Origin of the sequence: Serratia sp. BIGb0163 (genome assembly GCF_024809935.1) — a bacterium.
Lineage (GTDB): Bacteria > Pseudomonadota > Gammaproteobacteria > Enterobacterales > Enterobacteriaceae > Serratia > Serratia quinivorans.
Map to the genome: position 1 here is coordinate 2,023,688 of NZ_JANUDZ010000001.1, position 26,292 is coordinate 2,049,979.

Below are 26,292 nucleotides of genomic sequence, written 5' to 3' on the forward strand. Positions count from 1 at the left end.
ATGGCAGACCCAACGCTGGCGATAGACAATCTGCTCAACGATCTCTCGGTATACAATGCTGACGAGCTGCGGATAATTATCGCCTTTGTTAATGAGCTGGATAATACAGCGCTCAACCAGTATGAGAATGACTCCGAACGGGCAATCATGTCCAGTTTCGAACGATTGCGCCAGAGCAGTGATGCCCAGCGCAATGGTGAAGATAACACCAACGAGATGGAAATGGGGCTATTAAATAATGGCAACAATACCACTCTGCAAGAGAACTCTGGTTTCTTCCAAAAATATAAAACCTCGCTGCGGGGTTATGGAGGCAACGTCTATGACGACAGGCAAAAGAGTAACTATGATTATGCCGCCAAGGCAGTAGGTGCCGTGGGCGCATTATCGGGCGCGGGAGCTACCTATGCGGCGATCGCCGCCGCTCAGGCAGCAGACACGCTGATGACCAACATCTATGTCCGGTATGCCATGACGACGATCGGCGCGACCGGTATCGTCAGCGCCGGCCTGTTGATGCTAAGAAATACCTTGTCCGAGCGTCAGCAGACGGACAATAAGGACTTGCTGGAAGCAACCAAAAGAACGGCCAAGGCGAGGATCAAGCTGATTGAGTTCGTTAACGAAACGCGGATAAAAATCATCAAGGATGAAGACAAATGCCGCAGCAATGCCGAGCTCTATATGGGCAGACGTTATACGGACCAGGCCAGGGGCAGAGCGGATCCGAATCTGGATCGCATTGAAACTCTGTTATTTACCACCCTGAACGAACGATCCGCGCCGTTACAAGCCAAAATCCTGTTAACCAGTGAGCAGCAGTATGTCTCGGTCATCAGTGATAGCGGCACGACGGATATCTCAAGGGCGCATATGAAGTTAATGTATGAAATCGCCAGTACCTTCTAGCCGATAATAAGAGAGCTGAGCCCGGTATTCGCCGGGTTCAGCCCCTTTTCTCTCCCTGACGCCTCAGCATTTTCCCTTCCCTGCACCGCAAACTCAGCCTTTTTTCACCGTCTGGTAAATATCCAGGTCAAAGTAACCATCCGCCTCGCAGTCATTAAGGTAGTGCTCATAGCTCACCCCTTCTACTGGCTGATAGCCGCTGGCCGGCAGTTCCCGCTGATAGAAATCACCCCATACCCGCTCGAAATCCCCGTCGCTGACGCGCACGTTGTAAATCGCATATTGCCCGGCGGGCAGGGTTTGTAACGCAAAACCCTCACTAGCTGCCGTCGGCAATACGAAATCATCCGCCACGGTAAACACCACATCGGCCCGCAGTCGCTCGGGCGCCACTTCAGCCGGATCGTCCCAGTACAGCACCAGCCACTTCCCCAGTGGCACCTGGTGTTGCTGCTGCCAGGCCATCAGCCGTTGGCAGCCCTGAGGGATGGTTTGCGGATAAGGCCCGACCACTCGCACACCCACCACTCTTTCCGCTGATTTATCTTCAATTCTTACCGTCATCGCCCTCTCCTCGCACTAATACGGGATACCGTTCAGGCACCAATCTCGGTTCGCACATCCAGCAGTTCCGGGAAGAAGGTCAATTCCAGCGCCTTTTTCAGGAAGCTGACACCGCTGGAACCGCCGGTGCCGGTTTTAAAGCCGATAATCCGCTCCACCGTTTTCATATGGCGGAAACGCCACAGGTGGAAGCTCTCCTCAATATCCACCAGCTTCTCGGCCATTTCATAGGCTTCCCAATACTTTTGCGGGTGGTCGTAGATCTCTTTAAACGCCGGCAGCAGGTCCGGGTTGCGCTGGTAAGGCTGGGTCCAGTCACGTTCGATACACTCCTGCGGAATCGGCAGGCCGTGACGTGACAGATAGAGCAGGTATTCATCGTACAGGCTGGGTGCCTCGAGGATCGCCTTCAGCGCGGCGTGTTTATCCGCATCGTTGCTGAATACCGCCAGCATGGCTGCATTCTTGTTGCCCAACAAAAATTCAATCGAGCGATATTGATGGGATTGGAAACCCGATGAGTTGCCCAGCACGTCACGGAATTCAACGTATTCCGACGGTGTCAGGGTTTCCAGCACCGCCCACTGCTCAAACAGCAAACGCTGGATCTGTTTGACCCGGGCCAGGATTTTAAAGCAGTGGCTGAGTTTGTCCTGCTGCACCAGTATCCGCGCCGCCTGCAGCTCATGCAGCATTAACTTCATCCACAGTTCGGAGGTCTGGTGCTGCACCACAAACAGCATCTCATCATGATGCTGCGGGTTGGACAACGGATGTTGGCAGTCCAGTAGTTGGTCCAGGCACAGATAGTCGCCGTAGCTCATACGTTTGGAAAAATCGGTGACAATCGCGCTTTCTAATTCCCGTTTGTTCATCTGTTCTCTCCGCTGCGCTCACGACCGGAAGCGGCGTGTAGCGTGCTGCAAACAGAAAACATAGTACACAACCCCCAGCCCTGAAGGACTATCAACCAGAGTTGCCACGCAGATCTCAGGCTGGGTAACAGTGCTTTCATTTCATGATTTTTTCTGCTCATCCCCGCTGCGGTGATCAACGAGGATGAGCCAGGCATTTAATCCTGCGCGGACGAAGATTGGGCGGCAATATAATCCCGTCGCAGAACCATAAACGACCGCTCAAAAGTAATCACCGTCTCGCCGGTGGATTTGATACCCAGGGTTTCAACCGTGACAATGCCTTTGTTCGGCTGGGATTTTGAAGGCCGTTTTGCCAGGATTTTGCTGGTGGCATACAGCGTATCGCCGACAAAAAGCGGATCTTTCAAACGCACTTTTTCCCACCCCAGATTAGCCACGGCTCTGGCGGACAAGGCTTGCACGGTCATGCCGCTGACCAACGCCAGGGTAATACTGCTGTTCACCAATACCCGGCCATATTCAACCTGGGCGCCATAGGCCTGATCGAAATGCAACGGATGCTGGTTCATGGTCAGCAAGGTTAGCCAGGTGTTGTCGGCTTCTGAAAGCGTGCGCCCCGGCCAGTGTTTGATGGTCATGCCAGGCTCGAAGTCCTCGTAGTCGCCACCGTGTTCTTCAACGTACTCATTTTCGCCAACTCGTCTTAGCATGGTCTCTTCTCTGTGGATGGATAGAGTGCGATCGCGGCGGCCGTGTCTTCAATCGCCAGCCCCACACTGCGAAACAAGGTTGTCTGCCCTTCGCCCGCAGCAGACTCGCCAAGAATGACGGCGCCAAGTTCATTAAGATCTTCAGGCTGGAGGTAACCCTGCGTGAGGGCGGTTCGCACCTCTCCTGCGTCCTCCCTGGCGGCAGCGGCGGTTTCCACCACCACAAACGCCGTTTTCAGCAAGGCAGGATCAACCTCAATAGCCTCTTCATGGGTGCCGCCGATAATATTCAAATGCGCCCCCGGCGTTACCCAATCGGCCTCAATCAAGGGTTGGGAAGATGAAGTTGAGGTGGTGGTGCAGATGATATCCGCCCCCTGCACGGCTTCGAACACGCTATGGCAAAGGGTAATCTCTGCCGCCGTAACGGTTCGCGCCCACTGCACGAACAGATCGGTTCTGGCCGGCGTGCGGGAAAAGATTCGCACCTTGCGGATCGGGCGAACGGCAAGCATTGCCAGCAGCACTGCCCGGGCCTGTACCCCGGCCCCCAGAATGGCCAGGTTGCCGGCATCGGCATTAGCACACAGGTCGGTCGCCAAACCGGCCACTGCGCCGGTGCGAACTGCCGTTAAGCTTGCGCCGTCAAGTAATGCCAGCATCTGGCCGGTATTGATGTCGGTCAGCACCACCACGCCGTGGATCAGCGGCAGTCCGTGAGCGGAATTACCCGGCGTGAGCGTAGTGATTTTGACGCTGGCGACACCGCGTTTCAGCCAGCTGGCCGGGCTGACCAGCATCTCTGAACGGCCATGGTCCAGTAAGGTGCGCGGCGGTGATTGTTCTTTACCGCTGCGTAAATCCTGGAACACGTCACTCAGGGCGATCATCACCTGTCGCAGACGATCACCCCCCGCCATTTCAGCGGCGTCGATGATTAACATGGTCATGAGGCCGCCCTCTTCAGTTCGGCGACAACCTCAACGATCAGGTCTTCCTGCCCGGCAATAATTTGTCGTCGTCCCAGTTCGAAGAAGACATCGCGCGCATCCACCCCGGCGCTGCCTGCATGGTTTAGCACCGGGCTTTTGAAGCCGGAGAAGACACCGGCCAGACCGCTGACGATGCCCAGAGAGTCAATCATTGGCGGAACCACCATTAACTCTCTGGCGGCGAGATCGGCGGCATCCAGAAAATGATAGAGATCGATGCCGGTGTTGAAACCCAGGCGCTCCAATACCGGGATCAGCACTTCCAGTTGGGTATTGCCCGCCCCGGCACCAAACCCACGAGCGCAGCCGTCAATAATGCCGGCGCCCGCCTGAACGGCGGCCAGCGAATTCGCCACCGCCATGCCCAGGTTGTTATGCGCGTGGAAAATCAGCGGCACCTTTACCTGCATGCGCATGGCCGTAATACGTGCGGTGACATCCTGCGGCAAAAGACTGCCGGCCGAATCCATAATGCCGACCGCCTGGGCGCCGTAACCCACCAATAACTCAGCCTGGTCAGCCAACTCGGCCGGGCTTGCCATATGGCTCATCATCAGCACCGCATGAGCCTCAGCGCCCTGTTCCCGCAGCCAACCCAGATGGCGTTCGGCCAGCGTCGCCTCGGTACAATGGGTACCAATGCGCACCACATCCGTGCCGTAAGCCAGAGCTTTGGTCAAGTCGGCGATGGTGCCCCAACCGGGCAACATAAACACCCCCATCTTGCTGTTTTGCAAAGACTCGCGCACGGTGGTCAGCATCTCTTCGTCACTCAATGCCGCACGCCCCACCTGATAGGAGGAAGCCCCCAGCCCGTTACCGTGGCCGACTTCAACCATCGCAACGCCGGTTTTGTCTGCCGCCGTGGCGTAGCTTCGCAACTGCGCCGCAGTGAGTTGGTGTTTGACCGCATGCTGACCATCGCGCAGGGTTGAATCGTTAATGAGAATAGTCATTGGCCACCTCCGCTTTATTTCGATAGTGCGCATACTGTTCGGCGACCAGAATGGCAGCGGAATTAATCAGGTCCAGGTTGCCCGCGTATTCAGGCATGACCTTGCTGCTGGCCGTCACCTCCAGCGAGATTGACGCTCGCCCTTCGGTCACCTTGAGCGCCGTTAACCGATAACCCGCCGAAAACTCCCGCACCGCCGCCGCCGCCGCAGTGACCACCGGGGTTATCTGTTCTGCCGTCACGCCGGGAATATCGGCAAATATAGTGACCCTGAACATGGCCGGCGGAGTGGCCGGGCTGATATTGAGGATCGCCTTGGTATTTGCCACGCCGGTGAAAGCGCTGAGCGCAATCTGCGTGGTTTCTACGTATTCATCGATGTTGACTCTGGTCGCTCGCCCCAAAATATTGCTGGCTACGGTCGCCACCACCTCGATGTCGTTAATTTGGAAATGCTGGCTCAGGGCATGCAGGATCGGGATCGACGCCTGCCCACCGCAACTGATCAAACTGACATTGCGATCGGTCAGGGCTTCGGTACCGGTCACCGTGGGGACGATCATTTTCCCCAGGTGGCTGGGAGTCAGGTCGATCAGCAACGTACCCAACGGACGTAGCAACTCCCAGTGTTTGACATGTGACATGGCGTTGGTGGCGTCGAACACCACATCGAATGGCTTGGGGGCAGCCAGAATGGCGTCGATACCGCCGGCACTGATCGGGCAACCCAGCTCAGTGGCAATCGCCAAACCGGCCGAGTCCTTGTTACGGCCTGCCACCAGCCCACAATGCAGCCAGGATGAGCGATATATTTTATTGACCAGATCCATACCTATGGCGCCGGTCCCTATCACGGCAACGGAGAGCGTCATGAGTTGCTCCTGTTAAAACGAGCAGCCCAGGCCTGGCCTAATCCCAGGGTGGTATGGGCCATGCGGGCGAAGGGTGGGCCCACCATATGACCATCGAGCAAGGCAATGCCCCCTTGCGCAGCCTTGACCGCCTCGGTGATGCGGCGCGCCGCCAATAACGCGCCTTCGTTAGGCCGTAACGCTGAATTGATCGGCTCAAGCTCACTGGGGTGCACGGTAGCTTTACCGTGGAAGCCCAGATCCCTGATGTTCTGGATTTCGTGAGCCAGCACCTCGGGTTCAGAAAGACGATAGTTGGCGGTATCAATGCAACCAATGCCGTGTCTGGCACTGGCCAGAACCATCGCCTGACGTGCCGCCAGCATTCCCGACCAGGTGATGGGTACGCCCAACGTGGCCGCCAGATCCGCAGAGCCAAAAATCAGGCCATCGGCTACGGCCGCGACATCATCGAGATCGGTAATGGCTTCAACGGTCTCTATCGTCAGGTAAATCTCCGGGTACTTGCCCGCAGAGGCAAAAGTCTCACGCAGAAAAACCACCTCGGCAGGTGACCTGACCATCGACATGACGATAAACCCCGGCGCGGTGCCGCCACCACAGAGCATCACCAGATCATGCAGCGCATCCACCGTACCCAGCGCGTTGATGCGCACGGCAATATTCGCCGACGGAGGGGCATTATCAAGAGCGGTGCGGCAGATAATCCGCCCTTCTGCCTTCGACGGGCCGGGAACCGAGTCTTCCAGATCGATCAGGTGGACATCGGCGTCATAAGTCAGCGCCTTGACTACCCGGTTGAGCGACAAGGCGGGCGTATACAGAATGCTGCGCGGAATGGCGCGTGTGTTATCCGTCATTGGGGAGCCCTTACTTCAGCCAGTATTTTGCACAAACGGCGAATTTGATCTTCTGTTTGCCCGGCACGCATCATGACCCGCAGACCGGCAGTGCCTTTGGCGACGATCGGGAAGAATACCGGTGAGACATAGAAACCGGCTTCTATCACCTGACGCCCTTCGCTGATCACCGTTTCATCGCTCATCGGCACCAGTCGGATCGGGTAGGCGTTGCCGCTCTGCTCGGTCGGGATCAGGGAATCGAACAGCGCAATGTTGTCGTACAATTTCTTTTGCAGCATCGGCAGTTCTGCCGTGCGGTGAATTTCGGCAGAGGCCAGGCTGGCACCGATGGCCGCCGTGTTCAGATTTTGCGAATAGTTGAGTCCGCCGCCAAAGCGCTCGACCAGGCGCAACATCGGCTGTGAATAGCCGTTGAGCAGTATCGCCGCCCCGCTGGTGCCGAAAGCCTTGTTGAGCGTGACCACCATAACGGTGTTCTCATTGAGCGCCGGGCTGTGTGAGCGAACGTAACCAATCCCACGTTCGCCATAGGCGGAAATAGAATGTGAATCATCGTAGAACACCATCAGGCCGTATTTGTCCTGCAGTTCGGCCAACTCTTTAACCGGCGCATAGCCGCCCAGGCTATCGCTGCCGTCAACCACGTAGCAGACCCGTTGGTATTTCTTGCAGCAGTCCTTGATGAACTCCAGATCGTGGTAATTGCAGGTGACGACCTCGGTTTCATCGGCACAGGCGGGTTTTGCCGCCGCCAAAGAAACATGAGCATGCTTATCGAAAATCATTAACGGCCGAACACCGTTACCCAAATGCCCGGAGGCGATCAGCGGTAGCAGTCCCCCACTGATGCTGCTGGCCGACACGCCACTGAGAACATCGGCCTGGAACAGTTCACCGAGCGATTCCTCCAGCTCTTTGAGCACCGGAAGCTGGACCCGGCTACGGGCGATGCAGTGATCCAGCACGCCGTAACGACGTACCGCGTCGATAGCCCCTTCTATCACCCTGGGATGGGAGTCCAGATTCAGGTAAGAACAGCAGCTAAAATTGACAAATTGATGACCACTCGGGGTGGACAGGAGATCGTTTTCGAGTCCGGCGACGATCCCTGCGAGTCCGTTCTGCTCTGACATATCCCAGAAGGGATTACCAATACCGATTGCTTTGTCGTTGTTGCGATATTGGTTGGTTGGCATGATCTTCTTGCGGCTGGTCATCAAATTCCTTCCTTCTTGGCAGGTTCGGGTTGATAGTTATAAATGCCTTTGAACTTACGGTAGGCAGCCGTGTAGAGCGCGGAATACAAAACATAAGGCCTGCGCAGGATTTTCAGATCCCACAGCCAAAAGTTAACGTTGATATTCAGGTCGTCTAACGATTCGGCCTGATGCCACCAGCCCAGCGGCAAATACAGCATTTCACCGGGCTCCAGAATAAAATCGCGGCGCTGCGGGGATTTCGCTGCCAACCGTGGAAAACGCTGTGGGTCAATATTGTTAAAATCGAAGGCCTGCGATTTGTCGCCAAATCCCTTTAGGATAGAACGCGGGTAATAATCGCGTCGGCCGGGTGGGTAAAGAATGAATCGTTTTCTTCCCTGCAGGGCGATATTAAAGTTCTCGAGTTCGTCGAAATGACTTTGGGTAAATACACCGTGGTAACTTATCCATAAATTGGCCGCATTCAGACCACGACGGGAAGCCAGTAGCGAAAACGCATCAAAGCCGAGAAGAGTATTGATATCTTCTGGCCGGTGCATAATATTGGAAACCACCCGGTACCAGGTGCTGTTGTCTCGCTGGTATTGTTCATTTTCCAAAAAACCACGAAGTTGAATTTTCGTGGTCTGCCATCGCTCGGTATTTTCCTTATTACTCGCCTCCCGGAATAATGTGACATTGTCATCACCTAACCGTTGAGCAATAAGGTCATTAGCACTATTGCTGGTATCAAGCGGTAAATCAGTAATAATCACAGGAACGTCGGCTCGGAAAATAGCCTCCACTCCCATAGCGACAAATTCATTAAAGCTAATACGTGGAACGGGCATACCCGTGGTTAACTGGTTCACGATGGCCGTTTTCCTGTCTCGGTAATAAGAGTGAGAGAATCCCTTGGCTTAAATGGGGCTTGGCATTGATTTCTTACTGAGTAGTGATTGGCTGAACAGACTGGCTAATAAGGCGAGCATGCCGGCGGCCAGAGCGATCCAGGCGACCTGGGCAGCCCCTGTTTGATCTGAAAGTTGCCCGCCCACCGAGACACCGAAGGAAAAACCCAGCCACCCGGCGCTTGAAAGCCAGGAAAAGCCTTCGGATAAACAGCCTTTCGGGGTTAATGACTCCAGCAGGTTACTGCAGGTGATTAATAACGGCGCCACCGATAAACCGGCGATAAATGCAGACACACCCATAACCAGCGGGGAACTGGTGAAAACCAGGGGAACGGTGCCTGCGAAAAGCGTGGCGGATGTGAGCAACAGCAGCCGTGGCTGCGGTATAGACCAGTTCATCGCACCATAGCAGAGCCCCCCGACCAGGCTGCCCCCGGCGCAAATAGACAACAGCACTCCGGCGAGAGTGGGATTGCCCACCTCTTTGGCAAAGGCGATCATCATGACATCGATCGAGCCAAGGAATATGCCCACCGCCGCATAAGAAACCATCAGGCTACGCACCCATATCATGCTAATAGCCCTGCGGTTTTTTTCGTCAACCTTCTGCACAATAACCGGCTCTGAACGCCGATGCAGTACCAACGCCATCGACCCACTGAAGGTGAATGCGGCACATAAAGCCAACCCCGCAGCGGGGTGCAATACCGTAGCTAACACAATGGCAACCAATGGCCCCAACAAGAAAATAATCTCGTCGAGTACGGTTTCTAAAGCATAGGCGGTTCGCAGAGCCTCATCGGTGACCATCGCCGCCCAACGGGTACGAATAAAGCCATCAACCGGTACTGATGAACAACCAATACCAATAGCCGCGGCCATAATTAGCCATAAATGGGCATCAAGAAACACCAGGGCAATCAGCAAAGCTATGGCGATAACGTGACAGCAACTGGTGACAATAAGCACTTTTCGCTGGCTGAATCGGTCAGCAAAGCCCCCCAGTATCGGGCTGGCCAAAGCCTGGGTAATCATTAAGGTTCCGGCGACGGTGCCTGCTATCCACAGCGAATTGGTCGTGGCAGAAAGCAGCATAATGCAGCTAATAGATCGCATCGCCACGGGAAAGCGCAGCAATAAACCAAACAACGAAAGCGCGGCATGTCCGGGGCCGGACAGTAATCGGGTATAGGAGCCAAAACTGAATTTAGACTCAACGGCATTTGTTTCCATAAGGACTCTCGTTAAAATATCGCTTATACCCAGGCAATTAAATATATTCGTCAGAATACATCCACCCACCTATTAGATTAAGTGCGCACAATAGAGATAATAATTTAATTATTTACACACAATAATCCGAGGAAGTGAAAGCACGCCCAAAGATTAAGTTTCGCCATGCTAAATATGCTCTCCAAAGTTTATAAATTTATTTAATACGATGGGCATTAAGAATTAGCAACGCTAATGGATATTAGCAAGAGCGTTTTTGCATCACATTGATGCGTTATTGCATTATCTAGATAATATAACCAGTTAGCGATAAAATAATGACCGAATATAATTTTTATTTCGCTAAACTCACCATTTTCAGCAAAATTGGTTGGCACTCTGGCGCATCAGAATGCCAGGCAAGAAACTGTGCCGTAATCGACAACTTTCTTATCTAATAAAGCCAAGTTTTGTTGCTGTGGTTTACTTATGATGAAGGTTTAGTGCGCAGGAGCATCGGCCCTGACATTTGACACTACGCGAGGAGAGAAGCATGGCTACAGCCATTGGCGGTTGCACGGCGCAACAGGCCCTGGAACAGTTGCAACCGTTGACGGACAATCCGCCTGAAATCGCCGGCGATGAGTATCGGCAACGCATTCAGCATGCGCAGCGCCTGATGCGCGAAAACGGTATCGACGCTTGCTATGTCAACGCCGGCAGTAATCTGCGCTATTTTACCGGTACTCAATGGTCGGCGAGTGAACGCATGGTCGGTGCGGTGATCCCGGCCGAAGGCGAAATCGCCTATATTGCCCCCTGGTTTGAAATTGGCACCTTCAAAGACGCACAGGTGATAGAAGCAGAAATTTTTAGCTGGCATGAGGAAGAAGATCCCTACCGGTTGTTCTTCACCGTACTGGCCTCTCGCGGGCTAACGGGCGCACGCCTGGTGGCAATTTGCGAAACGGCTTCGGTCACCCTGTTCCTCGGCCTGCAACAATATGCCGGCGATATCAGGCTGATCAGTGCCCAGCCGATCACCGGCCATTGCCGCAGCCGTAAATCGGCGACGGAAATCGTACTGATGCAAACCGCCAATAATATTACTCTGCGGGTGCAACAGGCTGCGGCCAGCATATTGCGCCCTGGCATCACCGCCAGCGAACTGATCGACTTCGTCGATAAAGCCCACCGTAAAATGGGCACCAGCGGCTCGTACTTCTGTATTGCACTGTTCGGATCCGATAGCGCGTTCCCCCATGGCGTGAAACAACCCAACCCGCTGCAAAACAACGATATCGTGCTGCTCGATACCGGCTGCCGCTATAAGGGTTACCTGTCCGATATCACCCGTACCTATGTGTACGGCGAAGCCAACGAACGGCAGCGTTTCGCCTGGCAGGCGGAGCATGAGGCGCAGGCCGCCGCTTTTGCCGTTATCGCGCCCGGTGTGCCCTGCCATAAAGTGGATGACGCGGCACGCGATGTGCTGGTTTCTTATGGATTTGGGCCGGACTATCAGCTGCCGGGCCTGCCGCATCGCACCGGGCACGGTATCGGGCTGGATATTCATGAAGCCCCGTATCTGATCCGCAAACAGCAGCAACCGCTCGATGTCGGCATGTGCGCCAGCATCGAACCCATGCTGTGCCTGCCGGGTGAGTTTGGCATCCGCCTTGAAGATCATTTTTACGTCACCCACGAAGGCGCACGCTGGTTTACCCCACCGGCCAAATCCATTGATGACCCATTTGATTTAGCGGGCTGATAATCCCCCGGGCGGCGATGCCGCTCGGGTTTAAATATAAATATTAATATCGACCATGTTTAATAAAACCATTTAATTATAAAACTTAGTGAAACCACTAATTAATTAAAATTTCTCACCACCTGAGTAAAATAACTCTTGATATAAAAATAGTTGTGAGCTAAAAATTAACCGTCCCTTTCAAAAGTGAATATAAAAATAAATTACACCTTCAAATGGAGTTGATGATGAAAACAATTGATATAGCTTTGCTAGACTCTATCGCCGGTGGCCGTGGTAATAACGGTGGCGACCGTGTAGATAATGGCGGCAGAAACAGAGGTAGAACCAGCAACACCAGTGGAAAAGCTGATAATGGTGGTTATTATAAGAAACAGAGTCAGGAGACAACAAATTGTAGTGCTGGCATTATCGGCGGCATGATTGCAGGAGCTGCTGGCGGACCGCTTGGTCTCGGATTAGGACTTATTGGTGGATCACTTGCTGGTGGGTGCTTCACCAACAAAGGTTCTAATGGTGATAATAATAGCAATGCCGGAAATAAAAGTTCTAATTGTAATGGTTCAATTGGTAGCTCATGCCGTATCTAAACTAGAAACCATAGGCGGTAGTTTATTACTACCGCCTTATACATCAGAGTCGCGTTATATATGATGAAGACAATTAGATCGTTACTTGTATTGTTAGCTATAGTTTCCAGCAGCCCTTTCCTTAGCGGCGTTGGTGTGCTTAACCCTGGTTCAGGCTTTGCCGCGCCGGCAGGCATGTCTCAATTAGTCATTATCATTGCCACTTTCTCTTTTTTCATTTCTTTATTTTTTAAAGTATTCGATTTTTTTACAAAGTCTTCAGCATGAAGATAACATACTGGACAATATCAGTTTTAATTGGGATGGTTTTATTAGCTGGTGCAGGCATCGGCGTTGATTATCTTTACTCTGCGCCAGAAAAAATCTCAAAACTCATCGTTGCCGTGTTCTTTTCACTTTCCATTATTATTTCCATATATAAAGTCATCTGTGTGGTTTTCAAAAAACATTGATAAAATCGCCCAACATATGAGAAATAGGTATCATAAAAAAAGCGTATTTATTTCATATTCAATCGCTTGGCCAATCGGTGCAAGTTACCGCTGTCCAACTCCAGCTTACGTGCCGTGGCGGCCCAGTTCATCTCGCATTCCACCAGGGTTTTCTCAATCACGCTGCGCTGGAAATGCTGCGTCAGTGTGGCAAGACTCAACCCAATAGCGCTCTCCGGCAGGGCGTCATCTATGTTCCTGGCCGGCAAGGCTCCAGCCTTGATAGTGAAATGCGCCGGTAACAGTTGTAGCTCGCTGCTGCTTTGCTCGGCGCGGGCTAAAATCGCCGCCCGATAGATAGAGTGTTCCAGTTCGCGAATATTCCCCGGCCATGAATACTGTTCGAGCGCCGATAACGCCTGTACCGAGAGCGTTAACTGCATCAAGCCCAGTTTGATGCGGCAGCGTTCGCAAAAGTACCCCGCCAGCAGGGCAATATCGCTGACCCGTTCACGCAATGGCGGCACGGCAAGTGGGAACACGCTCAGACGATGGTATAAATCCAGGCGGAATGCCCCATCCACCGCAGCCTGTTTCAGGTCACGATTGGTGGCCGCCAAAATGCGCACGTTAACGCGCTTGACCCGGTCATCCCCCACCCGCTGGAGATCACCGTATTGGATCACCCTTAGCAGTTTGGCCTGTAACGATAACGAAAGTTCGCCAATCTCATCGAGGAACAGAGTGCCATTATCCGCCATTTCAAATTTTCCGGCACGATGTTGAATGGCACCGGTAAATGCGCCTTTGACATGGCCGAACAGCTCACTTTCCGCCACGCTTTCCGGCAGCGCGGCGCAATTTAGATAGACCAGCGGATTGGCCGCCCGCGCCGATCCCTGATGGATCGCCCGCACTACCAGCTCTTTCCCGACCCCGGTCTCTCCGGTGATCAATACGTTGAGCTCGGAACCGGCAACGATGCTGATTTCCTGCTTGAGCTGCTGCATCACCGACGAAAGCCCGATGATTTCATCATTTTCTCTCGGGGAACTTCCCCCCGGAGAGGCCAACGGAGACAGCGCCTGTCGCTCCAGCGCTTCGACCAATAACGCATTGTTTAGCGCCCCCGCCGCCAGAGCACTGATTAACCGCAGTTCCTCATCGCTAAAGCGATCGAATTGCATCGGATCCAAACTGTCGAAAGTCAGCGCACCGATTAAATCCTGCTCGGCAAACAGCGGCAACCCAATGCAGGCATGAACCTTCAGTTGGTCATGACCTGGGATCAACCCATCGTAAGGATCCGGTAATTCGCTGTCCGCAGGGAAACGCACCACACCACCGGCGCGGGCAATCGCCTCCAGGCGTGGGTGAGCATCCAGCGCGAAGCGCCGCCCCAACACGTCCTGGGCCAACCCGTCGATAGCCAATGGTCGGAACTGTTGTCCTTCAAAACGTAATAAGGCGGAAGCGTCGCAACGCAGCAGGCTACGCAAACTATTGATCAAACGTTGAAAGCGGTCGCGTTGCGTCAGGCCGCTTTGCAGTTCAATAGCGATGCTGGCGAGAGATTGTATGGAGAGGGTCATGATTGTCATTCCGACACTTACTAGTCATAAAGACAATGCTACGCCGATGTCAAAATGACATCAAATAATTATTAGTACTTATAAAACAATAAGATAATAACTGGCACGCCCATTGCTCATTACAAGTATCAAAATTGAGTCGCTGACAACAAAGGTAAAGAGCATGGCAATTCAGGTAAAAAACAATATCCAATGGGTAGGACAACGTGACTGGGAAGTCCGTGATTTTCATGGGACAGAGTACAAAACCCTAAAGGGCAGCAGCTATAACAGCTATCTGATCCGTGAAGAGAAAACGGTGCTGATCGATACGGTAGACCATAAATTTAGCCGTGAGTTTGTACAAAATCTGTCGGCGGAAATTGATCTTAAAACCCTGGATTACATCATCATCAATCACGCAGAAGAAGATCACGCCGGGGCGTTGACCGAACTGATGGCGCAGATCCCGGGGACGCCTATCTACTGCACCGAGAATGGCATTGATTCGATCAACGGCCACCATCATCACCCGGAGTGGAATTTCCACATAGTACACACCGGCGACAGCCTGGATATCGGTAACGGCAAACAGCTGATCTTCGTTGAAACGCCGATGCTGCACTGGCCGGACAGCATGATGACCTATATGACCGGCGATGCGGTGCTGTTCAGCAATGACGCCTTTGGCCAGCACTATTGCGATGAGCATTTGTTTAATGATGAAGTCGATCAGAATGAATTGTTTGATCAATGTCAGCGTTACTACGCCAATATCCTGACGCCGTTCAGCCGACTGGTGACGCCAAAAATCAACGAGATCCTCGGTTTCAACCTGCCGGTAGACATGATAGCCACCTCACACGGCGTGGTATGGCGTGATAACCCAACCCAAATCGTACAGCGCTATTTAGAGTGGGCGGCTGATTATCAGGAAGATCGCATCACCATTTTTTACGACACCATGTCCAACAACACCCGCATGATGGCGGATGCGATTGCACAAGGCATCAATGAAGTCGACCCGCGTGTGGCAGTGAAGATTTTTAACGTGGCGCGTCATGACAAGAACGAGATCCTGACTAACGTATTTCGTTCCAAAGGCGTGTTAGTGGGCTCATCGACCATGAATAACGTGATGATGCCGAAAGTCGCCGGGCTGTTGGAGGAGATAACCGGGCTGCGTTTTCGCAATAAGAAAGCTTCGGCCTTCGGCAGCTACGGCTGGAATGGCGGCGCGGTAGACCGCATTCAAACCCGATTGATGGATTGCGGCTTTGAAACCACGCTGGCGCTGAAAGCCAAATGGCGCCCTGACGGCGATACGCTGGCAGTCTGTCGTCAACATGGCCGGGATATCGCTCGCCAATGGGCATTGTCTCCTTCGGCGTTGACTGTGTCAGCCTCTGCGGTCACTGCCGTTCAGCCAGCGTCTGAACCCGAAGTATCCTGTGCCGATGCCGATCTTGGCCCGCGCATGCAATGCAGCGTCTGTCTGTGGATCTACGATCCGGCGTTGGGCGAACCTATGCAAGATGTGGCGCCCGGAACTTGCTGGCAAGAGGTGCCGGATGATTTCCTGTGCCCGGAATGCGCCATGGGTAAAGAGGTGTTCGACCCACTCTCTTCGGAGGCAAAATGAACCCCGGCATCCTGATCGTAGGCTCCGGCTTTGCCGCCCGACAGTTGGTCAAGAATCTGCGCAGGCAAGATGGCGAAGTCCCTATTCGGCTGATAGCCGCCGACAGTTGCGATGAATATAACAAACCGGAACTGAGCCATGTATTCAGCCTAAACCAAACCGCTGACGCCCTGACCCGGCAAAGCTTCGGTGACTTCGCCGAACAGTTCCAACTGACGGTACACCCCCATACGCGTATTACGGCGATAGATACGCAGCAAAAAATGGTGCGCAGCGGAGAGCAAGTCTGGCATTACGACAAACTGGTTTTGGCGATCGGCGCTGCGGCCATGGTGCCGCCGGTGCCGGGCCATGAGTTAATGCTGACGCTCAACAGCCAACAGGAATTCCGCGACAGCCAATTGACCCTGCTCCAGGCGCAACGGGTGTTGATTTTGGGCGGGGGGCTGATCGGCTGTGAACTGGCGATGGACATGTGCCGGGCCGGTAAACAGGTCACCCTGGTAGACAGATCCGGCAGCCTGCTATCGGGGTTAATGCCGGTTGAAGCGAGCTGCCGCCTGCAACATGCTCTGCAACAGATGGGGGTAGAATTGCTGCTCAACCAGCAACTGGGCGCACTGACACAACATGATGAGGAGATACAAGCCACGCTGAGCAACGGTCGCCAATTGTGGGTTGATGCAGCGATAGCGTCGATCGGTTTGCGGCCAAACGTCGGGCTGGCGCGTCAGGCCGGTTTGCAGGTTAATCGCGGCATCCAGGTGAATAATCGTTTACAGACCTCGCAAGTGGATGTTTACGCTCTTGGTGATTGCGCGGAGATCGAGGGGCAACTGTTGCCATTCCTCCAGCCGATTCAGTTCAGCGCCATGACCCTGGCAAAAAACCTGCTGGGTGCGGCGGAAGCGGTGAAGCTGCCCGCCATGCTGGTCAAGGTGAAAACCCCCAGCTTGCCGCTGCAGCTGGCAGGGGAAACCCGTCGGCAGGATTTGAGCTGGACAATTGTCGCTGAGCCGCAGGGAATGATCGCTAAAGGCTTTGATCAGCACCAGCAGTTACGCGCGTTTATCGTTAGCGAAGATCATATGAAACTGGCCTTCGGTTTACTGAAAGAATTAAATGCCCTGACCTAATGAGAGTGTCCTGGTGACACAACGCTGATGGTGGCATTTTGTCCGCTATCAACGTTTAGCGGCTCCTTACGCCAACAGGGGGTAATCTGTTGGCGTCCCCCTTGAGTAAAATAGGCTCTATTCCACCAGAACAGAGTATCAAGAATAACCCCCGCTCAAGTTATAATATTATTAATATCGATTTAATTAACGACGACCATTTATTCCCACCATTCACAAAATAAAATATTATCGACATAATTAGAATGGCAGCCAGATAACTCTTGATACAAGACGTCAATTGGGTTAATAATTACACGCAATAGCACGAAATTAAATTAATCATCAAGCAGAAACCTTGCAATCCGCCCTCACGGCAATGTAATTAATTTATATAAAAACATAATTAAATTTTTCTGATTATAATTTTTATATATACATCAACTCGCATGAAATTAAAAAAATCGGACCATTCAAGGATAGTAACATGGCCTCTTTTGCCCCTTCATTTTTCTCCCGCGGCTGTTTGTTAGCCCTGGCGACCACCGGAGGTTTTTCCGCCGTCGTCAATGCAGCCTCACCCTGGCGCGTCGTTGATGGTTCAACACTGGACGTTACCCACGGCTATACCGGCACAACGGCCGGTGATTACCCTCTGTTTAGCTCCGGTGACGGCAGCCTGTTGCAAACGTCACTGACCGGGCTGAGTTTTAGTACGATCGGCAATTCGCTTTATGCGGCGAATATCCGCGCCGGGGGCAGTGCCCGGCTGGACGGAACCTTGTTAACGACAAACGGCATACAAGCACATGCCGTCAATGTTGATGGCGGGAATTTAGTGATGAACAGCGGCAATATTACCGTCGCCGGCAGTTACAGTGCCGGCGTTTTTGGCCGCAACGGGGCCCGGCTATCACTGAATAATTTGGAAATTTCAGCCAACGGCCCTCGCAGTGGCGGCGTCACCCTAACGGACGGCACATTAACAATGAGCCATTCAACTATTGTTGCCACCGATGCAAACCGTAAAGGTATTTCCCTGACCAGTTCAAATGCAGAGTTCGCCCATGCCACGTTAGAAAACGTTAATATTTTTCTACGCGGAACCGGAGTCCAGGCGGCGTTGGAAGTGAGTAATGGAAGGGTCGAAGGGAATGCCGTTAATATTTCAACCAACGGGGAGAATCGGGGTGTAGAAATCTATAACAGCGACGGGGGGCGGGGTAGCGTTTTATTGAATAACAGTAATATCAGCACCCAGAAAGGGGATGGGATCTACATATTGAACGGTCAAGTCATGCTTGATAACACCACCGTCAACACGCAGGGAGGGATGGCCGTCAATCTCAATGTCGCGGCCCAGGCCTCGATTCGGGGCGGCAGTTTTACCACACAAAGCAACTATAGAGATGCACTCTGGGTAGCAACGGCAGACTCCTCAACTGACGTCGTCGGCGCGACCTTCACGACTTACGGCGTTGGCTCGCACGCCTTCAATGCGCATTTTGGCCCGGCCACGTTGACAGACAGCAGCTTAAACACCTCCGGCACCGGCGGCTACGGGTTGTACAGCGAATCCCGGGTACAAGGTAATAATCTGCACATCACCACACTCGGGAGGCGTAGCATCGGTGTCTTTGCAGCCCGTGGCGGCATCATTAACCTTGATAACGCACGCATTGAAACGGCCGACAGCGACAGCTCCGGATTATTGGTCTATCCCGGTTCGGTCATTAACGGCAATGGGCTGTCGGTCACCACGGCAGGACAAGACAGCCACGCACTGTGGGCGCTAACCGGCACGTTGAATATCAGCAACAGCACGCTGACTACACAAGGTAATGCCGCCGGACTCTACATCCGCAATACTTCCAGCGGCGGCGTCAGTAACGTCGTATTGGATAACGTCATGTTGTCCAGCGGCCTGGGTCCGGCGATAAAAACCAACGGCGCAGCGCTAAAACTGACGATAAAAAACGGTTCGCAGCTCACCGCCGGCAATGGCGTTTTACTGGAGAATCTGGCCGGTAGCGGCGTTGATCCAAATGACAGCCGGGTTGTGGATTTGATTGCCGACAATCGGGTGGTGCTCAACGGGGATATCCGTTCTGCCGTTGAAAACCCGGTTGATGTGGCGTTGAGTCGGGCCACATTGCTCAATGGCGCCGTCAACGGGGTCAACCGTCTGAACCTGAGCGATTCCAGCCGGTGGACAGTGACCCATGACTCCACACTGAGGGCGCTAAACAACGACGGCCAGGTCGTCTTTCGTCACGCTGACGGTGCCTTCCAGACCTTATCGCTGGATTCACTGTCGGGGAACGGCGCCTTTGTCATGAATACGGATTTAGCGGCGTTAACCGGTGATTTAATTACCGTCAGCGGGGAAGCTAACGGGGAACATCTGTTGATGATCAAAAACAGTGGCCGGGAACCCGACATTACGGACAGCGCTTTAACCCTGGTAACGACCGGTAGCGGCAAGAGTCACTTTGCGCTGAACAACGGTGCCGTGGACGCCGGGACCTATCAGTATGAATTGCAACAACGCGACAATGATTGGGTACTGGCGCAAAAATATGATGCCGAAGAAAAACCGGTAGTGACGCCTGTCACCCACACCGCGCTGGGTTTGTTCAATGCCACGCCGACTCTCTGGTATGGCGAGCTGACCGGCCTTCGAACCCGTATGGGTGAGGTGCGACAGGGAAAACAACGGGGTGGCGCCTGGGTTCGCACACTGGGGAGCCGCTATCAGGTGAATGATCGCGCAGGCCTTGGTTACCGCCAAACACAATCAGGCATTTCCGTGGGTGTCGACAACGCACGCGACACCAATAATGGCCAATGGCTGACAGGGTTATTCAGTGGCGTGAGTCGCAATGCGCTCGATTTCAGTCAGGGCAGCACTGGCACCATCAATAGCTTCTTTATTGGTGGCTACAATACCTGGCTACTGGAATCGGGCTGGTTTGTCGATGCGCTACTCAAAGCCAATAATTTTAGTAGCCATGCTGATGTCCGAATGACTGACGGGGAAAAAACCAGGGGTGGTTACAACACGCCTGGCTTTGGTCTGTCGCTGGAAGTCGGCCGCCAATTTGTGCTGGATAGCGGTTGGTTTGTTGAACCCTCTTTGCAACTGGCTACGCTGTGGGTGAAAGGGCAATCCTATACGTTCGACAATGGCTTGCAGGCCACCAGCGGCGTCGCCAAATCCCAACAGGCAATCCTGAATGGCGTTTTAGGGCGAACGCTGCCTCTGGAGAATGGCATGACGCTGCAACCCTGGCTACGTATGGCCGCCATTCAGGAGTTCGTGAACACTAACCCCGTCAGTATTAATGGGAACGGATTCAACAACGATTTGTCCGGTACCCGGGGTGAGTACGGCATGGGGCTTTCCCTGCAGTTGACCCCTGATGCCCAGATATATACCGATGCAAGATACAGTAAAGGGGACAAAATTGAATCACCCTGGGGCGCTAACCTCGGTGTCCGTTGGTCCTGGTAAAAACGCAGGCCGCACCAGCCGGTTGAGCCTGCTGTTGGTCCCCCTTGCCGCCGCTGGCCATCGGCAATGAGAAACAGCCGATGACCATTCAGCGGTGCTCATCCAACCGCGAGCTACAGCAGCAGCGCCAGCTCCATCGCCGTGCGTTGCAGCTGTGGCAGCACCCGCTCACGCAGTTCCGCCGACGAAATTTGTGAAGCGTTGACGCCCACGTTCATCGCCGCGACTACGCCGCCCTTGCGGGAATGCATCGGCACCGCGATCGAACGCAGACCAATTTCCAACTGTTGATCGTTGATGGCATAGCCTTGCCGACGCACTTTAGCCAACTGTTCACGTAGTTGCTCGGCGCTGGTCACAGTGAACTCGGTTAGCGGTTCGAAACTGACCCGCGACAGATAATCGTCCAACTGTTCTTCATCCAGCGAACTGAGCAAGACCAGTCCCATCGAAGTCGCATAGGCCGGCAGGCGGCTGCCGCGCCCCAAATCGATTGTCATAATACGCTTCACCGAAGCGCGGGCGATATACAGGATATTGTCACCGTCCAGCGTCGCCACCGAGCAGGATTCATTCAGCAGCTTACTGAGGTAGTCCAGCGAGTTCTGCGCCGCTTTCGCCAGTTCGGAAGAAGAAAGATAGGCGTGCCCGATGGTCAGCACCCGCGGCAGCAGCCGGTAATGGCGGCCGTCAGGGCAATGCACAAATCCCAACGCACGCAGGGTGTACAGGCAACGCCGCACCGCCGCACGTGGGATACCGGTAATTTGGCTGATTTCAGAAACCGACATTTGTGAATACTGCGGCTGGAAGGCCTGCAGCACCTCCAGTCCCCTGGCCAACGACGCCATAAAATTGGGGTCACCCTTATATTGATCGTTGCTTAACTCCCCGATTTCCTGCAACCGACGCAGTTCTCCAGCACCAGACTCCGACGCATCACTCATCCTGACCTCCGACTCAATATAGTTATCCGTATCACAGAATTGATCACCAAAGGACTAATGTTTCGATAATCGCACAATACGCTGATATTCGCACTTGTCGCTGTTTTTTTCATCCCTTAAGGTAAATCCAGGCCCATAAGCGTCACGCAGAAATTACCGTTGCGCAATCAGGAGAGCAGATGATCGATAAATACGTGGCGTCCATCGATGCCGCCGTCGCCGATATTCCCGATGGCGCGACCATTATGGTCGGCGGTTTTGGCCCGGCCGGTCAGCCCTATACGCTGCTGGACGCTTTGATCCGCCATCGGCCGCGCGGGCTAACGCTGATCAGCAACAACGCCGGTAACGGGGATTTTGGCTTGGCGGCGCTGTTAAAGGCCGGATGCGTGCGCAAGGTTGTCTGTTCATTCCCGCGCCAGTCGGACTCCTGGGTATTTGATGACTTGTACCGCCGTGGCGAGCTGGAGCTGGAGCTGATCCCGCAGGGCAATCTGGCGGCGCGCATTCAGGCCGCCGGTTCCGGGCTCGGCGGTTTTTACACCCCGACCGGCTATGGCACCGAACTGGCGCAAGGTAAAGAAACGCGCGAGATCGACGGCAAACACTATGTGTTCGAGCTACCGCTGAAGGCAGATTTCGCGCTGATCAAGGCCGATAAAGCCGATCGCTGGGGTAACCTGCTGTACAACAAAACCGGGCGCAACTTTGGGCCGATTATGGCCATGGCCGCCGCCTGCACCATTGCCGAAGTCAACCGCATGGTGCCGCTGGGAGAGTTGGATCCTGAAAATATCATTACGCCGGGGATCTTCGTGCAACGCCTGGTGACTACACCCGATCACCCTGCGCCACCGTCGGCTTAAGGAGCGCCCCCATGACCAAACTTACACATCAACAGTTGGCCGAACGTATTGCCCTCGATATCCCGGAAGGTGCCTACGTCAACCTGGGCATTGGGATCCCAACCCAGATAGCCAACTTCCTGCCGGCGGATAAAGAGATCTTTCTGCACAGCGAAAACGGCATTCTCGGCATGGGCCCGGCACCGGCGGCCGGCCAGGAAGATCCCGAACTGATCAACGCCGGTAAACAGCCGGTTACCCTGCTCAAAGGCGGCTGCTTTTTCCATCACGGCGACTCTTTTGCCATGATGCGCGGCGGCCACCTGGATATCTGCGTGCTCGGCGCCTATCAGGTTTCCGAACGCGGCGATCTGGCCAACTGGAGTACCGGCGCAGCGGGGGCAATCCCGGCGGTCGGCGGCGCAATGGATCTGGCGATTGGCGCCCGTCAGGTGTTTGTGATGACCGAACACCTGACCAAAAAAGGCGAATGCAAAATTGTTCAGCACTGTACTTATCCCCTGACCGGCGTCGGCTGTATCGATCGCATCTACAGCGATCTGGCGGTGATGGACGTGACATCTCAGGGTCTGGTGGTACGCGAAATATTTGGCGGGCTGACCCCGCAGCAATTGCAAGCAGTCACCCCGGTCGAACTGACCTTTGCCCTTCAGCACGGAGAACCACCGTATGATCCCCGCCTACCTGTGTGATGCCGTCCGTACGCCTTTTGGTCGACTCAACGGCAGCCTGGCCAGCATTCGCGCCGACGACCTGGCCGCCCTGCCGCTCAAAGCGTTGCAGGCACGCCACCCACAACTTGACTGGGCGGCAGTGGACGACGTGCTGCTTGGCTGTGCCAATCAGGCCGGAGAGGATAACCGCAACGTGGCGCGCATGGCGTTGCTGCTGGCCGGGCTGCCGGTACAGATCCCCGGTTGTACCCTCAACCGCCTGTGCGGCTCCAGTCTGGACGCGGTGGCGATGGCGGCCCGGGCGATCAAAACCGGCGAAAGTGAACTGATGATCGCCGGCGGTGTAGAAAGCATGTCCCGTGCGCCCTTCGTGATGGGCAAGGCGGAAAGCGCCTTCAGCCGAATGATGAAACTGGAAGACACCACCATGGGCTGGCGGTTTATCAACCCACAGATGCAGGCGCTATATGGCGTGGAGTCGATGCCGCAAACCGCCGAAAACGTCGCCCTCAAATTCGGGATTAACCGCCAGGATCAGGACGCCTTTGCCCTGCGCAGCCAGCAGCGCACCGCTAGCGCGCAGGAAAGCGGCTTTTTCGCCGAACAGTTGATTGAAGTCAGCGTTGCGCAGAAAAAAGGTGCACCGTTACTGTTCACTCAGGACGAACACCCGCGCGCCACCACGCTGGAAGCCCTGTCGAAGCTGAAACCGGTGGTTAACCCTCAGGGAACAGTGACCGCCGGTAATGCTTCCGGGCTGAACGACGGTACCTGCGCGCTGCTGCTGGCCAGCGAAACCGGGATGACTCGCCACGGACTGCAACCCATGGCCCGTATTATCGCCAGCGCCGTTACCGGTATTGAGCCTTCAATTATGGGCTTTGCCCCGGCTCAAGCGGTACGCAAGGTATTAAAAATTGCCGGGCTGAGCCTCGACCAAATGGACGTGATTGAGCTTAACGAAGCTTTTGCGGCACAGGCATTGGCGGTGACGCGTGAACTGGGGCTGAGTGACGACGCCGCTCAGGTGAATCCCAATGGCGGTGCGATCGCCCTCGGTCATCCGCTGGGTGCTTCCGGTGGCAGGCTGGTGATGAACGCCGCCTGGCAATTGCAAAAGACGCGCGGCCGCTATGGCTTGTGCACTATGTGTATTGGCGTCGGCCAGGGCATTGCACTGATTATCGAACGGGTATGAGACGGAGAAGCAGCATGGATATCGACTATCGCCTTGATGGCCACGCCGGAGCGCCGCTGTTGGTGCTGTCCAACTCGCTCGGTACCACCTTCGACATGTGGCAGGCGCAACTGCCGGTGTTGAGTGAGCACTTTCACGTCTTGCGCTATAACCAGCGCGGGCACGGTGCCACACCGTTGCCAACGCTTCCGCTGCGGCTTGAGGATTTGGGCCAAGATGTGATCGCCCTGCTCGATCATCTGGATGCACCAAGCGCCCACTTTTGCGGCATTTCGATGGGCGGCCTGACCGGGTTATGGCTCAACCGCTACCACCCGCAACGCATCAGGCGACTGGTGGTCGCCAATACTGCCGCCCGCATCGGCAGTGCCGAAGGCTGGCAACAACGCGCCCAACAGGTACGCCACTCCGGGCTGGCGCCGATCGCCGCCGCCTCTCCCGCTCGCTGGTTCAGCGAAGCTTTTTTACAGCAGCATCCTGAACAGGTTGCCCCACTGGTCGCCGGGCTGGCGGCCGGTAATGCCGAAGGTTACGCCGCCTGCTGCGATGCTCTGGCGCTGGCTGATCTCCGTGCGGAAATTGTCTCTATGACGCGGCCAATGAGAGTGATAGCCGGAGAACTGGATCCGGTGACTACGATAGCGGACGCCGAATTCCTGGTCGCCAACGCCCCCCATGCCGAACTGCAATGCCTGCCTGCTTCGCATATCTCCAATATTGCCTGTCCGGATCTCTTCAACCGCAGCGTTGTCGAGTTCCTGTCCGAGAAGATTTGACGCATTGATACTATGCCGAAACGTCAGGTTAAGTTTTAGCTATCGAATCCATACGCCAAAGCGTCTGTTCATTATGTGCTCTTTGGTTACAATCGTTAGCACTGAAATCCACCGTTTCGAGGGCTAACCAATATGTACAACTTCTCACGTTATCAGGCAAAAGAGCTGGCGCTGGCTTATATGAGCGGCAAAAAACACGATCTGTCCCCGCAGGAGTTTCTGCAGCAACTGAAAAACAGCGAGAAATCCTTCGACTATCTGTTGAAGCACGGCAGCGAACAGCCGCGCGAAGTGTTGGTACAAAGTTTCTAAAAACCCGCTCATAACCGCTATACCTCCCGCTTCGCCGGTGGCGAGCCTTCTGGCCCGCGTATTCCCGGCTGAACAACTCAGACCCACTCAACCGACCCTCATTTTTCGTATTGAGAGGCGAATAATCTACATATTCGTATTCAGATACGAATTATTGACATATTCGTATTTAGATGCGAAATTCAACCATCACTCCCCGCTTCAGAGCAGACAAATACATGCCAGCCCAAGTCAGCGTGATCACCGGCGATCTGGTCAATTCCCGGCAGTTAGACACCACTCACTACCTTAGCGGCTTAAATGCCCTGCTTAGCCAGCTGCAACAGGCTAAGCTTATTCAGCAGTTCGAGATTTTCCGTGGCGATGCCTTTCAGGCAGTGACCGAGCCGCAGTCTGGTTTGCTGCTGGCGGTGTATATCCGCATCGCGCTCAAAGCCATGGACGCCCAACGCTGGGATGCCCGCATCGCTGTCGGCCTGGGCACAGAGCAGGCTCAGAGCGCCGGCTATGGCAGTGCCTTTGTGAATTCGGGTCAGGCGTTGGACGGCCTGATGAAAAATTGCCGACTGGCTCTGAAAAATGATAACGATCAGACCAATACCATTGTCAGCGATCTGTTGCCAATGTTAGATCATGTGGTTAGCCACCTTTCGCAGACCGAAGCGCGGATAGTCCAGGCCCGTATGTTCGCCACCAGTAACCAGGAAGTGGCAGAGAAACTGCAAAAGGCCGCCTCCACGGTCTCCGCAACGCTCAAACGCGCGGCCTACGAGGAAATCATGCGATTTATTCACGCGATTAACAGGATCACCTGAAT

The 26,292-nt window shown here is 54.3% G+C and carries 25 protein-coding genes; 13 read left to right on the top strand and 12 right to left on the bottom strand.

The genetic code is table 11. The features are described 5' to 3' along the window. The gene (locus M2406_RS09690) at positions 1 to 909 is read left to right on the top strand and encodes a hypothetical protein (protein WP_012145742.1); all 909 of its coding nucleotides are present in this window, start codon (positions 1 to 3) and stop codon (positions 907 to 909) included. Between the two features lie 93 nt (positions 910 to 1,002). On the opposite strand, the gene sbmC is transcribed toward M2406_RS09690, so the two are convergent. From sbmC to M2406_RS09740, 10 genes are all read right to left on the bottom strand, one after another. Continuing rightward, positions 1,003 to 1,473: a DNA gyrase inhibitor SbmC gene (sbmC, locus tag M2406_RS09695; RefSeq protein WP_259189768.1), complete on the bottom strand. Its 471-nt coding sequence runs from the start codon at positions 1,471 to 1,473 to the stop codon at positions 1,003 to 1,005. Between the two features lie 32 nt (positions 1,474 to 1,505). Further along, the gene (kynA, locus tag M2406_RS09700) at positions 1,506 to 2,348 is read right to left on the bottom strand and encodes a tryptophan 2,3-dioxygenase (protein ID WP_012145744.1); all 843 of its coding nucleotides are present in this window, start codon (positions 2,346 to 2,348) and stop codon (positions 1,506 to 1,508) included. 197 nt (positions 2,349 to 2,545) lie between these two features. Further along, entirely contained in the window at positions 2,546 to 3,061 is a 516-nt protein-coding gene (locus M2406_RS09705; RefSeq protein ID WP_012145745.1) for a MaoC family dehydratase, read from the bottom strand. Continuing rightward, positions 3,055 to 4,011 (bottom strand): ornithine cyclodeaminase family protein, encoded by a 957-nt coding sequence (locus tag M2406_RS09710; protein ID WP_259189769.1) that lies wholly within the window; start codon positions 4,009 to 4,011, stop codon positions 3,055 to 3,057. The genes M2406_RS09705 and M2406_RS09710 overlap by 7 nt, the downstream gene beginning before the upstream one ends. After that, a complete protein-coding gene (gene dmpG, locus M2406_RS09715; RefSeq protein WP_259189771.1) occupies positions 4,008 to 5,009 on the bottom strand; it encodes a 4-hydroxy-2-oxovalerate aldolase in 1,002 nt (333 codons plus the stop codon). The genes M2406_RS09710 and dmpG overlap by 4 nt, the downstream gene beginning before the upstream one ends. Next, positions 4,993 to 5,880 carry an acetaldehyde dehydrogenase (acetylating) gene (locus M2406_RS09720; protein ID WP_259189772.1) on the bottom strand — a complete coding sequence of 296 codons (888 nt, stop codon included), beginning with the start codon at positions 5,878 to 5,880 and terminating at the stop codon, positions 4,993 to 4,995. The genes dmpG and M2406_RS09720 overlap by 17 nt, the downstream gene beginning before the upstream one ends. Further along, positions 5,877 to 6,740, bottom strand: a complete 864-nt coding sequence (locus M2406_RS09725; protein ID WP_017893274.1) for a CoA ester lyase — start codon at positions 6,738 to 6,740, stop codon at positions 5,877 to 5,879. The genes M2406_RS09720 and M2406_RS09725 overlap by 4 nt, the downstream gene beginning before the upstream one ends. Further along, positions 6,737 to 7,960 (bottom strand): aminotransferase class I/II-fold pyridoxal phosphate-dependent enzyme, encoded by a 1,224-nt coding sequence (locus M2406_RS09730; protein ID WP_115184377.1) that lies wholly within the window; start codon positions 7,958 to 7,960, stop codon positions 6,737 to 6,739. Before M2406_RS09730 ends, M2406_RS09725 begins: the two co-directional genes overlap by 4 nt. Then, positions 7,960 to 8,814, bottom strand: coding sequence for a cupin-like domain-containing protein (locus M2406_RS09735; RefSeq protein WP_259189773.1), 855 nt, complete (start codon positions 8,812 to 8,814; stop codon positions 7,960 to 7,962). Before M2406_RS09735 ends, M2406_RS09730 begins: the two co-directional genes overlap by 1 nt. A 48-nt stretch (positions 8,815 to 8,862) precedes the next feature. Next, positions 8,863 to 10,005: an MFS transporter gene (locus tag M2406_RS09740; RefSeq protein WP_259189774.1), complete on the bottom strand. Its 1,143-nt coding sequence runs from the start codon at positions 10,003 to 10,005 to the stop codon at positions 8,863 to 8,865. 616 nt (positions 10,006 to 10,621) lie between these two features. Between M2406_RS09740 and M2406_RS09745 the strand changes: the two genes are divergently transcribed. The 3 genes from M2406_RS09745 to M2406_RS09755 all read left to right on the top strand — a co-directional run bounded on the left by M2406_RS09745 (position 10,622) and on the right by M2406_RS09755 (position 12,696). Next, on the top strand, positions 10,622 to 11,839 hold the full coding sequence (locus M2406_RS09745; RefSeq protein WP_259189775.1) for a Xaa-Pro peptidase family protein: 1,218 nt from the start codon (positions 10,622 to 10,624) through the stop codon (positions 11,837 to 11,839). Between the two features lie 227 nt (positions 11,840 to 12,066). After that, the gene (locus M2406_RS09750; protein ID WP_071593028.1) at positions 12,067 to 12,429 is read left to right on the top strand and encodes a hypothetical protein; all 363 of its coding nucleotides are present in this window, start codon (positions 12,067 to 12,069) and stop codon (positions 12,427 to 12,429) included. 60 nt (positions 12,430 to 12,489) lie between these two features. Further along, complete coding sequence (locus M2406_RS09755; RefSeq protein WP_259189776.1) at positions 12,490 to 12,696, top strand: hypothetical protein; 207 nt, start codon at positions 12,490 to 12,492, stop codon at positions 12,694 to 12,696. Positions 12,697 to 12,928: 232 nt separating this feature from the next. Here M2406_RS09755 and norR read toward each other — a convergent pair whose 3' ends face one another. Next, positions 12,929 to 14,452, bottom strand: coding sequence for a nitric oxide reductase transcriptional regulator NorR (norR, locus tag M2406_RS09760; protein WP_259189777.1), 1,524 nt, complete (start codon positions 14,450 to 14,452; stop codon positions 12,929 to 12,931). Positions 14,453 to 14,615: 163 nt separating this feature from the next. On the opposite strand from norR, the gene norV reads away from it, so the two are divergent. The 3 genes from norV (at position 14,616) to M2406_RS09775 (ending at position 20,702) form a co-directional block, all read left to right on the top strand. Then, entirely contained in the window at positions 14,616 to 16,073 is a 1,458-nt protein-coding gene (gene norV, locus M2406_RS09765) for an anaerobic nitric oxide reductase flavorubredoxin (protein WP_259189778.1), read from the top strand. Next, the gene (norW, locus tag M2406_RS09770) at positions 16,070 to 17,209 is read left to right on the top strand and encodes an NADH:flavorubredoxin reductase NorW (RefSeq protein WP_259189779.1); all 1,140 of its coding nucleotides are present in this window, start codon (positions 16,070 to 16,072) and stop codon (positions 17,207 to 17,209) included. Before norV ends, norW begins: the two co-directional genes overlap by 4 nt. 466 nt (positions 17,210 to 17,675) lie before the next feature. Continuing rightward, positions 17,676 to 20,702 carry an autotransporter outer membrane beta-barrel domain-containing protein gene (locus M2406_RS09775; RefSeq protein ID WP_259189780.1) on the top strand — a complete coding sequence of 1,009 codons (3,027 nt, stop codon included), beginning with the start codon at positions 17,676 to 17,678 and terminating at the stop codon, positions 20,700 to 20,702. A gap of 113 nt (positions 20,703 to 20,815) precedes the next feature. Here the strand turns inward: M2406_RS09775 and M2406_RS09780 are convergent, their stop codons facing one another. After that, positions 20,816 to 21,649, bottom strand: a complete 834-nt coding sequence (locus M2406_RS09780; RefSeq protein ID WP_012145758.1) for an IclR family transcriptional regulator C-terminal domain-containing protein — start codon at positions 21,647 to 21,649, stop codon at positions 20,816 to 20,818. 179 nt (positions 21,650 to 21,828) lie between these two features. Between M2406_RS09780 and M2406_RS09785 the strand changes: the two genes are divergently transcribed. The 6 genes from M2406_RS09785 to M2406_RS09810 all read left to right on the top strand — a co-directional run bounded on the left by M2406_RS09785 (position 21,829) and on the right by M2406_RS09810 (position 26,290). Then, positions 21,829 to 22,515 (top strand): 3-oxoacid CoA-transferase subunit A, encoded by a 687-nt coding sequence (locus tag M2406_RS09785; RefSeq protein ID WP_115184371.1) that lies wholly within the window; start codon positions 21,829 to 21,831, stop codon positions 22,513 to 22,515. 11 nt (positions 22,516 to 22,526) lie between these two features. Further along, positions 22,527 to 23,207: a 3-oxoacid CoA-transferase subunit B gene (locus M2406_RS09790; protein WP_259189781.1), complete on the top strand. Its 681-nt coding sequence runs from the start codon at positions 22,527 to 22,529 to the stop codon at positions 23,205 to 23,207. After that, a complete protein-coding gene (gene pcaF, locus M2406_RS09795) occupies positions 23,185 to 24,387 on the top strand; it encodes a 3-oxoadipyl-CoA thiolase (protein ID WP_012145761.1) in 1,203 nt (400 codons plus the stop codon). The genes M2406_RS09790 and pcaF overlap by 23 nt, the downstream gene beginning before the upstream one ends. A 14-nt stretch (positions 24,388 to 24,401) precedes the next feature. Next, complete coding sequence (gene pcaD / locus M2406_RS09800; RefSeq protein ID WP_259189782.1) at positions 24,402 to 25,163, top strand: 3-oxoadipate enol-lactonase; 762 nt, start codon at positions 24,402 to 24,404, stop codon at positions 25,161 to 25,163. A 132-nt stretch (positions 25,164 to 25,295) separates the two neighbouring features. Then, positions 25,296 to 25,475, top strand: a complete 180-nt coding sequence (locus M2406_RS09805; protein WP_135344152.1) for a hypothetical protein — start codon at positions 25,296 to 25,298, stop codon at positions 25,473 to 25,475. A 218-nt stretch (positions 25,476 to 25,693) separates the two neighbouring features. Further along, positions 25,694 to 26,290 (top strand): SatD family protein, encoded by a 597-nt coding sequence (locus tag M2406_RS09810; protein WP_259189783.1) that lies wholly within the window; start codon positions 25,694 to 25,696, stop codon positions 26,288 to 26,290. Positions 26,291 to 26,292: the final 2 nt, after the last annotated feature.

What these genes read in the sequence shown, in the direction of transcription:
- M2406_RS09745 (WP_259189775.1), top strand. Translation starts at nt 10,622, where the DNA reads ATGGCTACAGCCATTGGCGGTTGCACGGCGCAACAGGCCCTGGAACAG.
- sbmC (WP_259189768.1), bottom strand. Translation starts at nt 1,473, where the DNA reads ATGACGGTAAGAATTGAAGATAAATCAGCGGAAAGAGTGGTGGGTGTG.
- M2406_RS09750 (WP_071593028.1), top strand. Translation starts at nt 12,067, where the DNA reads ATGAAAACAATTGATATAGCTTTGCTAGACTCTATCGCCGGTGGCCGT.
- M2406_RS09785 (WP_115184371.1), top strand. Translation starts at nt 21,829, where the DNA reads ATGATCGATAAATACGTGGCGTCCATCGATGCCGCCGTCGCCGATATT.
- M2406_RS09790 (WP_259189781.1), top strand. Translation starts at nt 22,527, where the DNA reads ATGACCAAACTTACACATCAACAGTTGGCCGAACGTATTGCCCTCGAT.
- M2406_RS09805 (WP_135344152.1), top strand. Translation starts at nt 25,296, where the DNA reads ATGTACAACTTCTCACGTTATCAGGCAAAAGAGCTGGCGCTGGCTTAT.
- norR (WP_259189777.1), bottom strand. Translation starts at nt 14,452, where the DNA reads ATGACCCTCTCCATACAATCTCTCGCCAGCATCGCTATTGAACTGCAA.
- M2406_RS09720 (WP_259189772.1), bottom strand. Translation starts at nt 5,880, where the DNA reads ATGACGCTCTCCGTTGCCGTGATAGGGACCGGCGCCATAGGTATGGAT.
- M2406_RS09775 (WP_259189780.1), top strand. Translation starts at nt 17,676, where the DNA reads ATGGCCTCTTTTGCCCCTTCATTTTTCTCCCGCGGCTGTTTGTTAGCC.
- M2406_RS09710 (WP_259189769.1), bottom strand. Translation starts at nt 4,011, where the DNA reads ATGACCATGTTAATCATCGACGCCGCTGAAATGGCGGGGGGTGATCGT.
- norV (WP_259189778.1), top strand. Translation starts at nt 14,616, where the DNA reads ATGGCAATTCAGGTAAAAAACAATATCCAATGGGTAGGACAACGTGAC.
- M2406_RS09780 (WP_012145758.1), bottom strand. Translation starts at nt 21,649, where the DNA reads ATGAGTGATGCGTCGGAGTCTGGTGCTGGAGAACTGCGTCGGTTGCAG.
- M2406_RS09725 (WP_017893274.1), bottom strand. Translation starts at nt 6,740, where the DNA reads ATGACGGATAACACACGCGCCATTCCGCGCAGCATTCTGTATACGCCC.
- M2406_RS09730 (WP_115184377.1), bottom strand. Translation starts at nt 7,960, where the DNA reads ATGACCAGCCGCAAGAAGATCATGCCAACCAACCAATATCGCAACAAC.
- M2406_RS09705 (WP_012145745.1), bottom strand. Translation starts at nt 3,061, where the DNA reads ATGCTAAGACGAGTTGGCGAAAATGAGTACGTTGAAGAACACGGTGGC.
- M2406_RS09755 (WP_259189776.1), top strand. Translation starts at nt 12,490, where the DNA reads ATGATGAAGACAATTAGATCGTTACTTGTATTGTTAGCTATAGTTTCC.
- dmpG (WP_259189771.1), bottom strand. Translation starts at nt 5,009, where the DNA reads ATGACTATTCTCATTAACGATTCAACCCTGCGCGATGGTCAGCATGCG.
- kynA (WP_012145744.1), bottom strand. Translation starts at nt 2,348, where the DNA reads ATGAACAAACGGGAATTAGAAAGCGCGATTGTCACCGATTTTTCCAAA.
- M2406_RS09810 (WP_259189783.1), top strand. Translation starts at nt 25,694, where the DNA reads ATGCCAGCCCAAGTCAGCGTGATCACCGGCGATCTGGTCAATTCCCGG.
- pcaD (WP_259189782.1), top strand. Translation starts at nt 24,402, where the DNA reads ATGGATATCGACTATCGCCTTGATGGCCACGCCGGAGCGCCGCTGTTG.
- norW (WP_259189779.1), top strand. Translation starts at nt 16,070, where the DNA reads ATGAACCCCGGCATCCTGATCGTAGGCTCCGGCTTTGCCGCCCGACAG.
- pcaF (WP_012145761.1), top strand. Translation starts at nt 23,185, where the DNA reads ATGATCCCCGCCTACCTGTGTGATGCCGTCCGTACGCCTTTTGGTCGA.
- M2406_RS09690 (WP_012145742.1), top strand. Translation starts at nt 1, where the DNA reads ATGGCAGACCCAACGCTGGCGATAGACAATCTGCTCAACGATCTCTCG.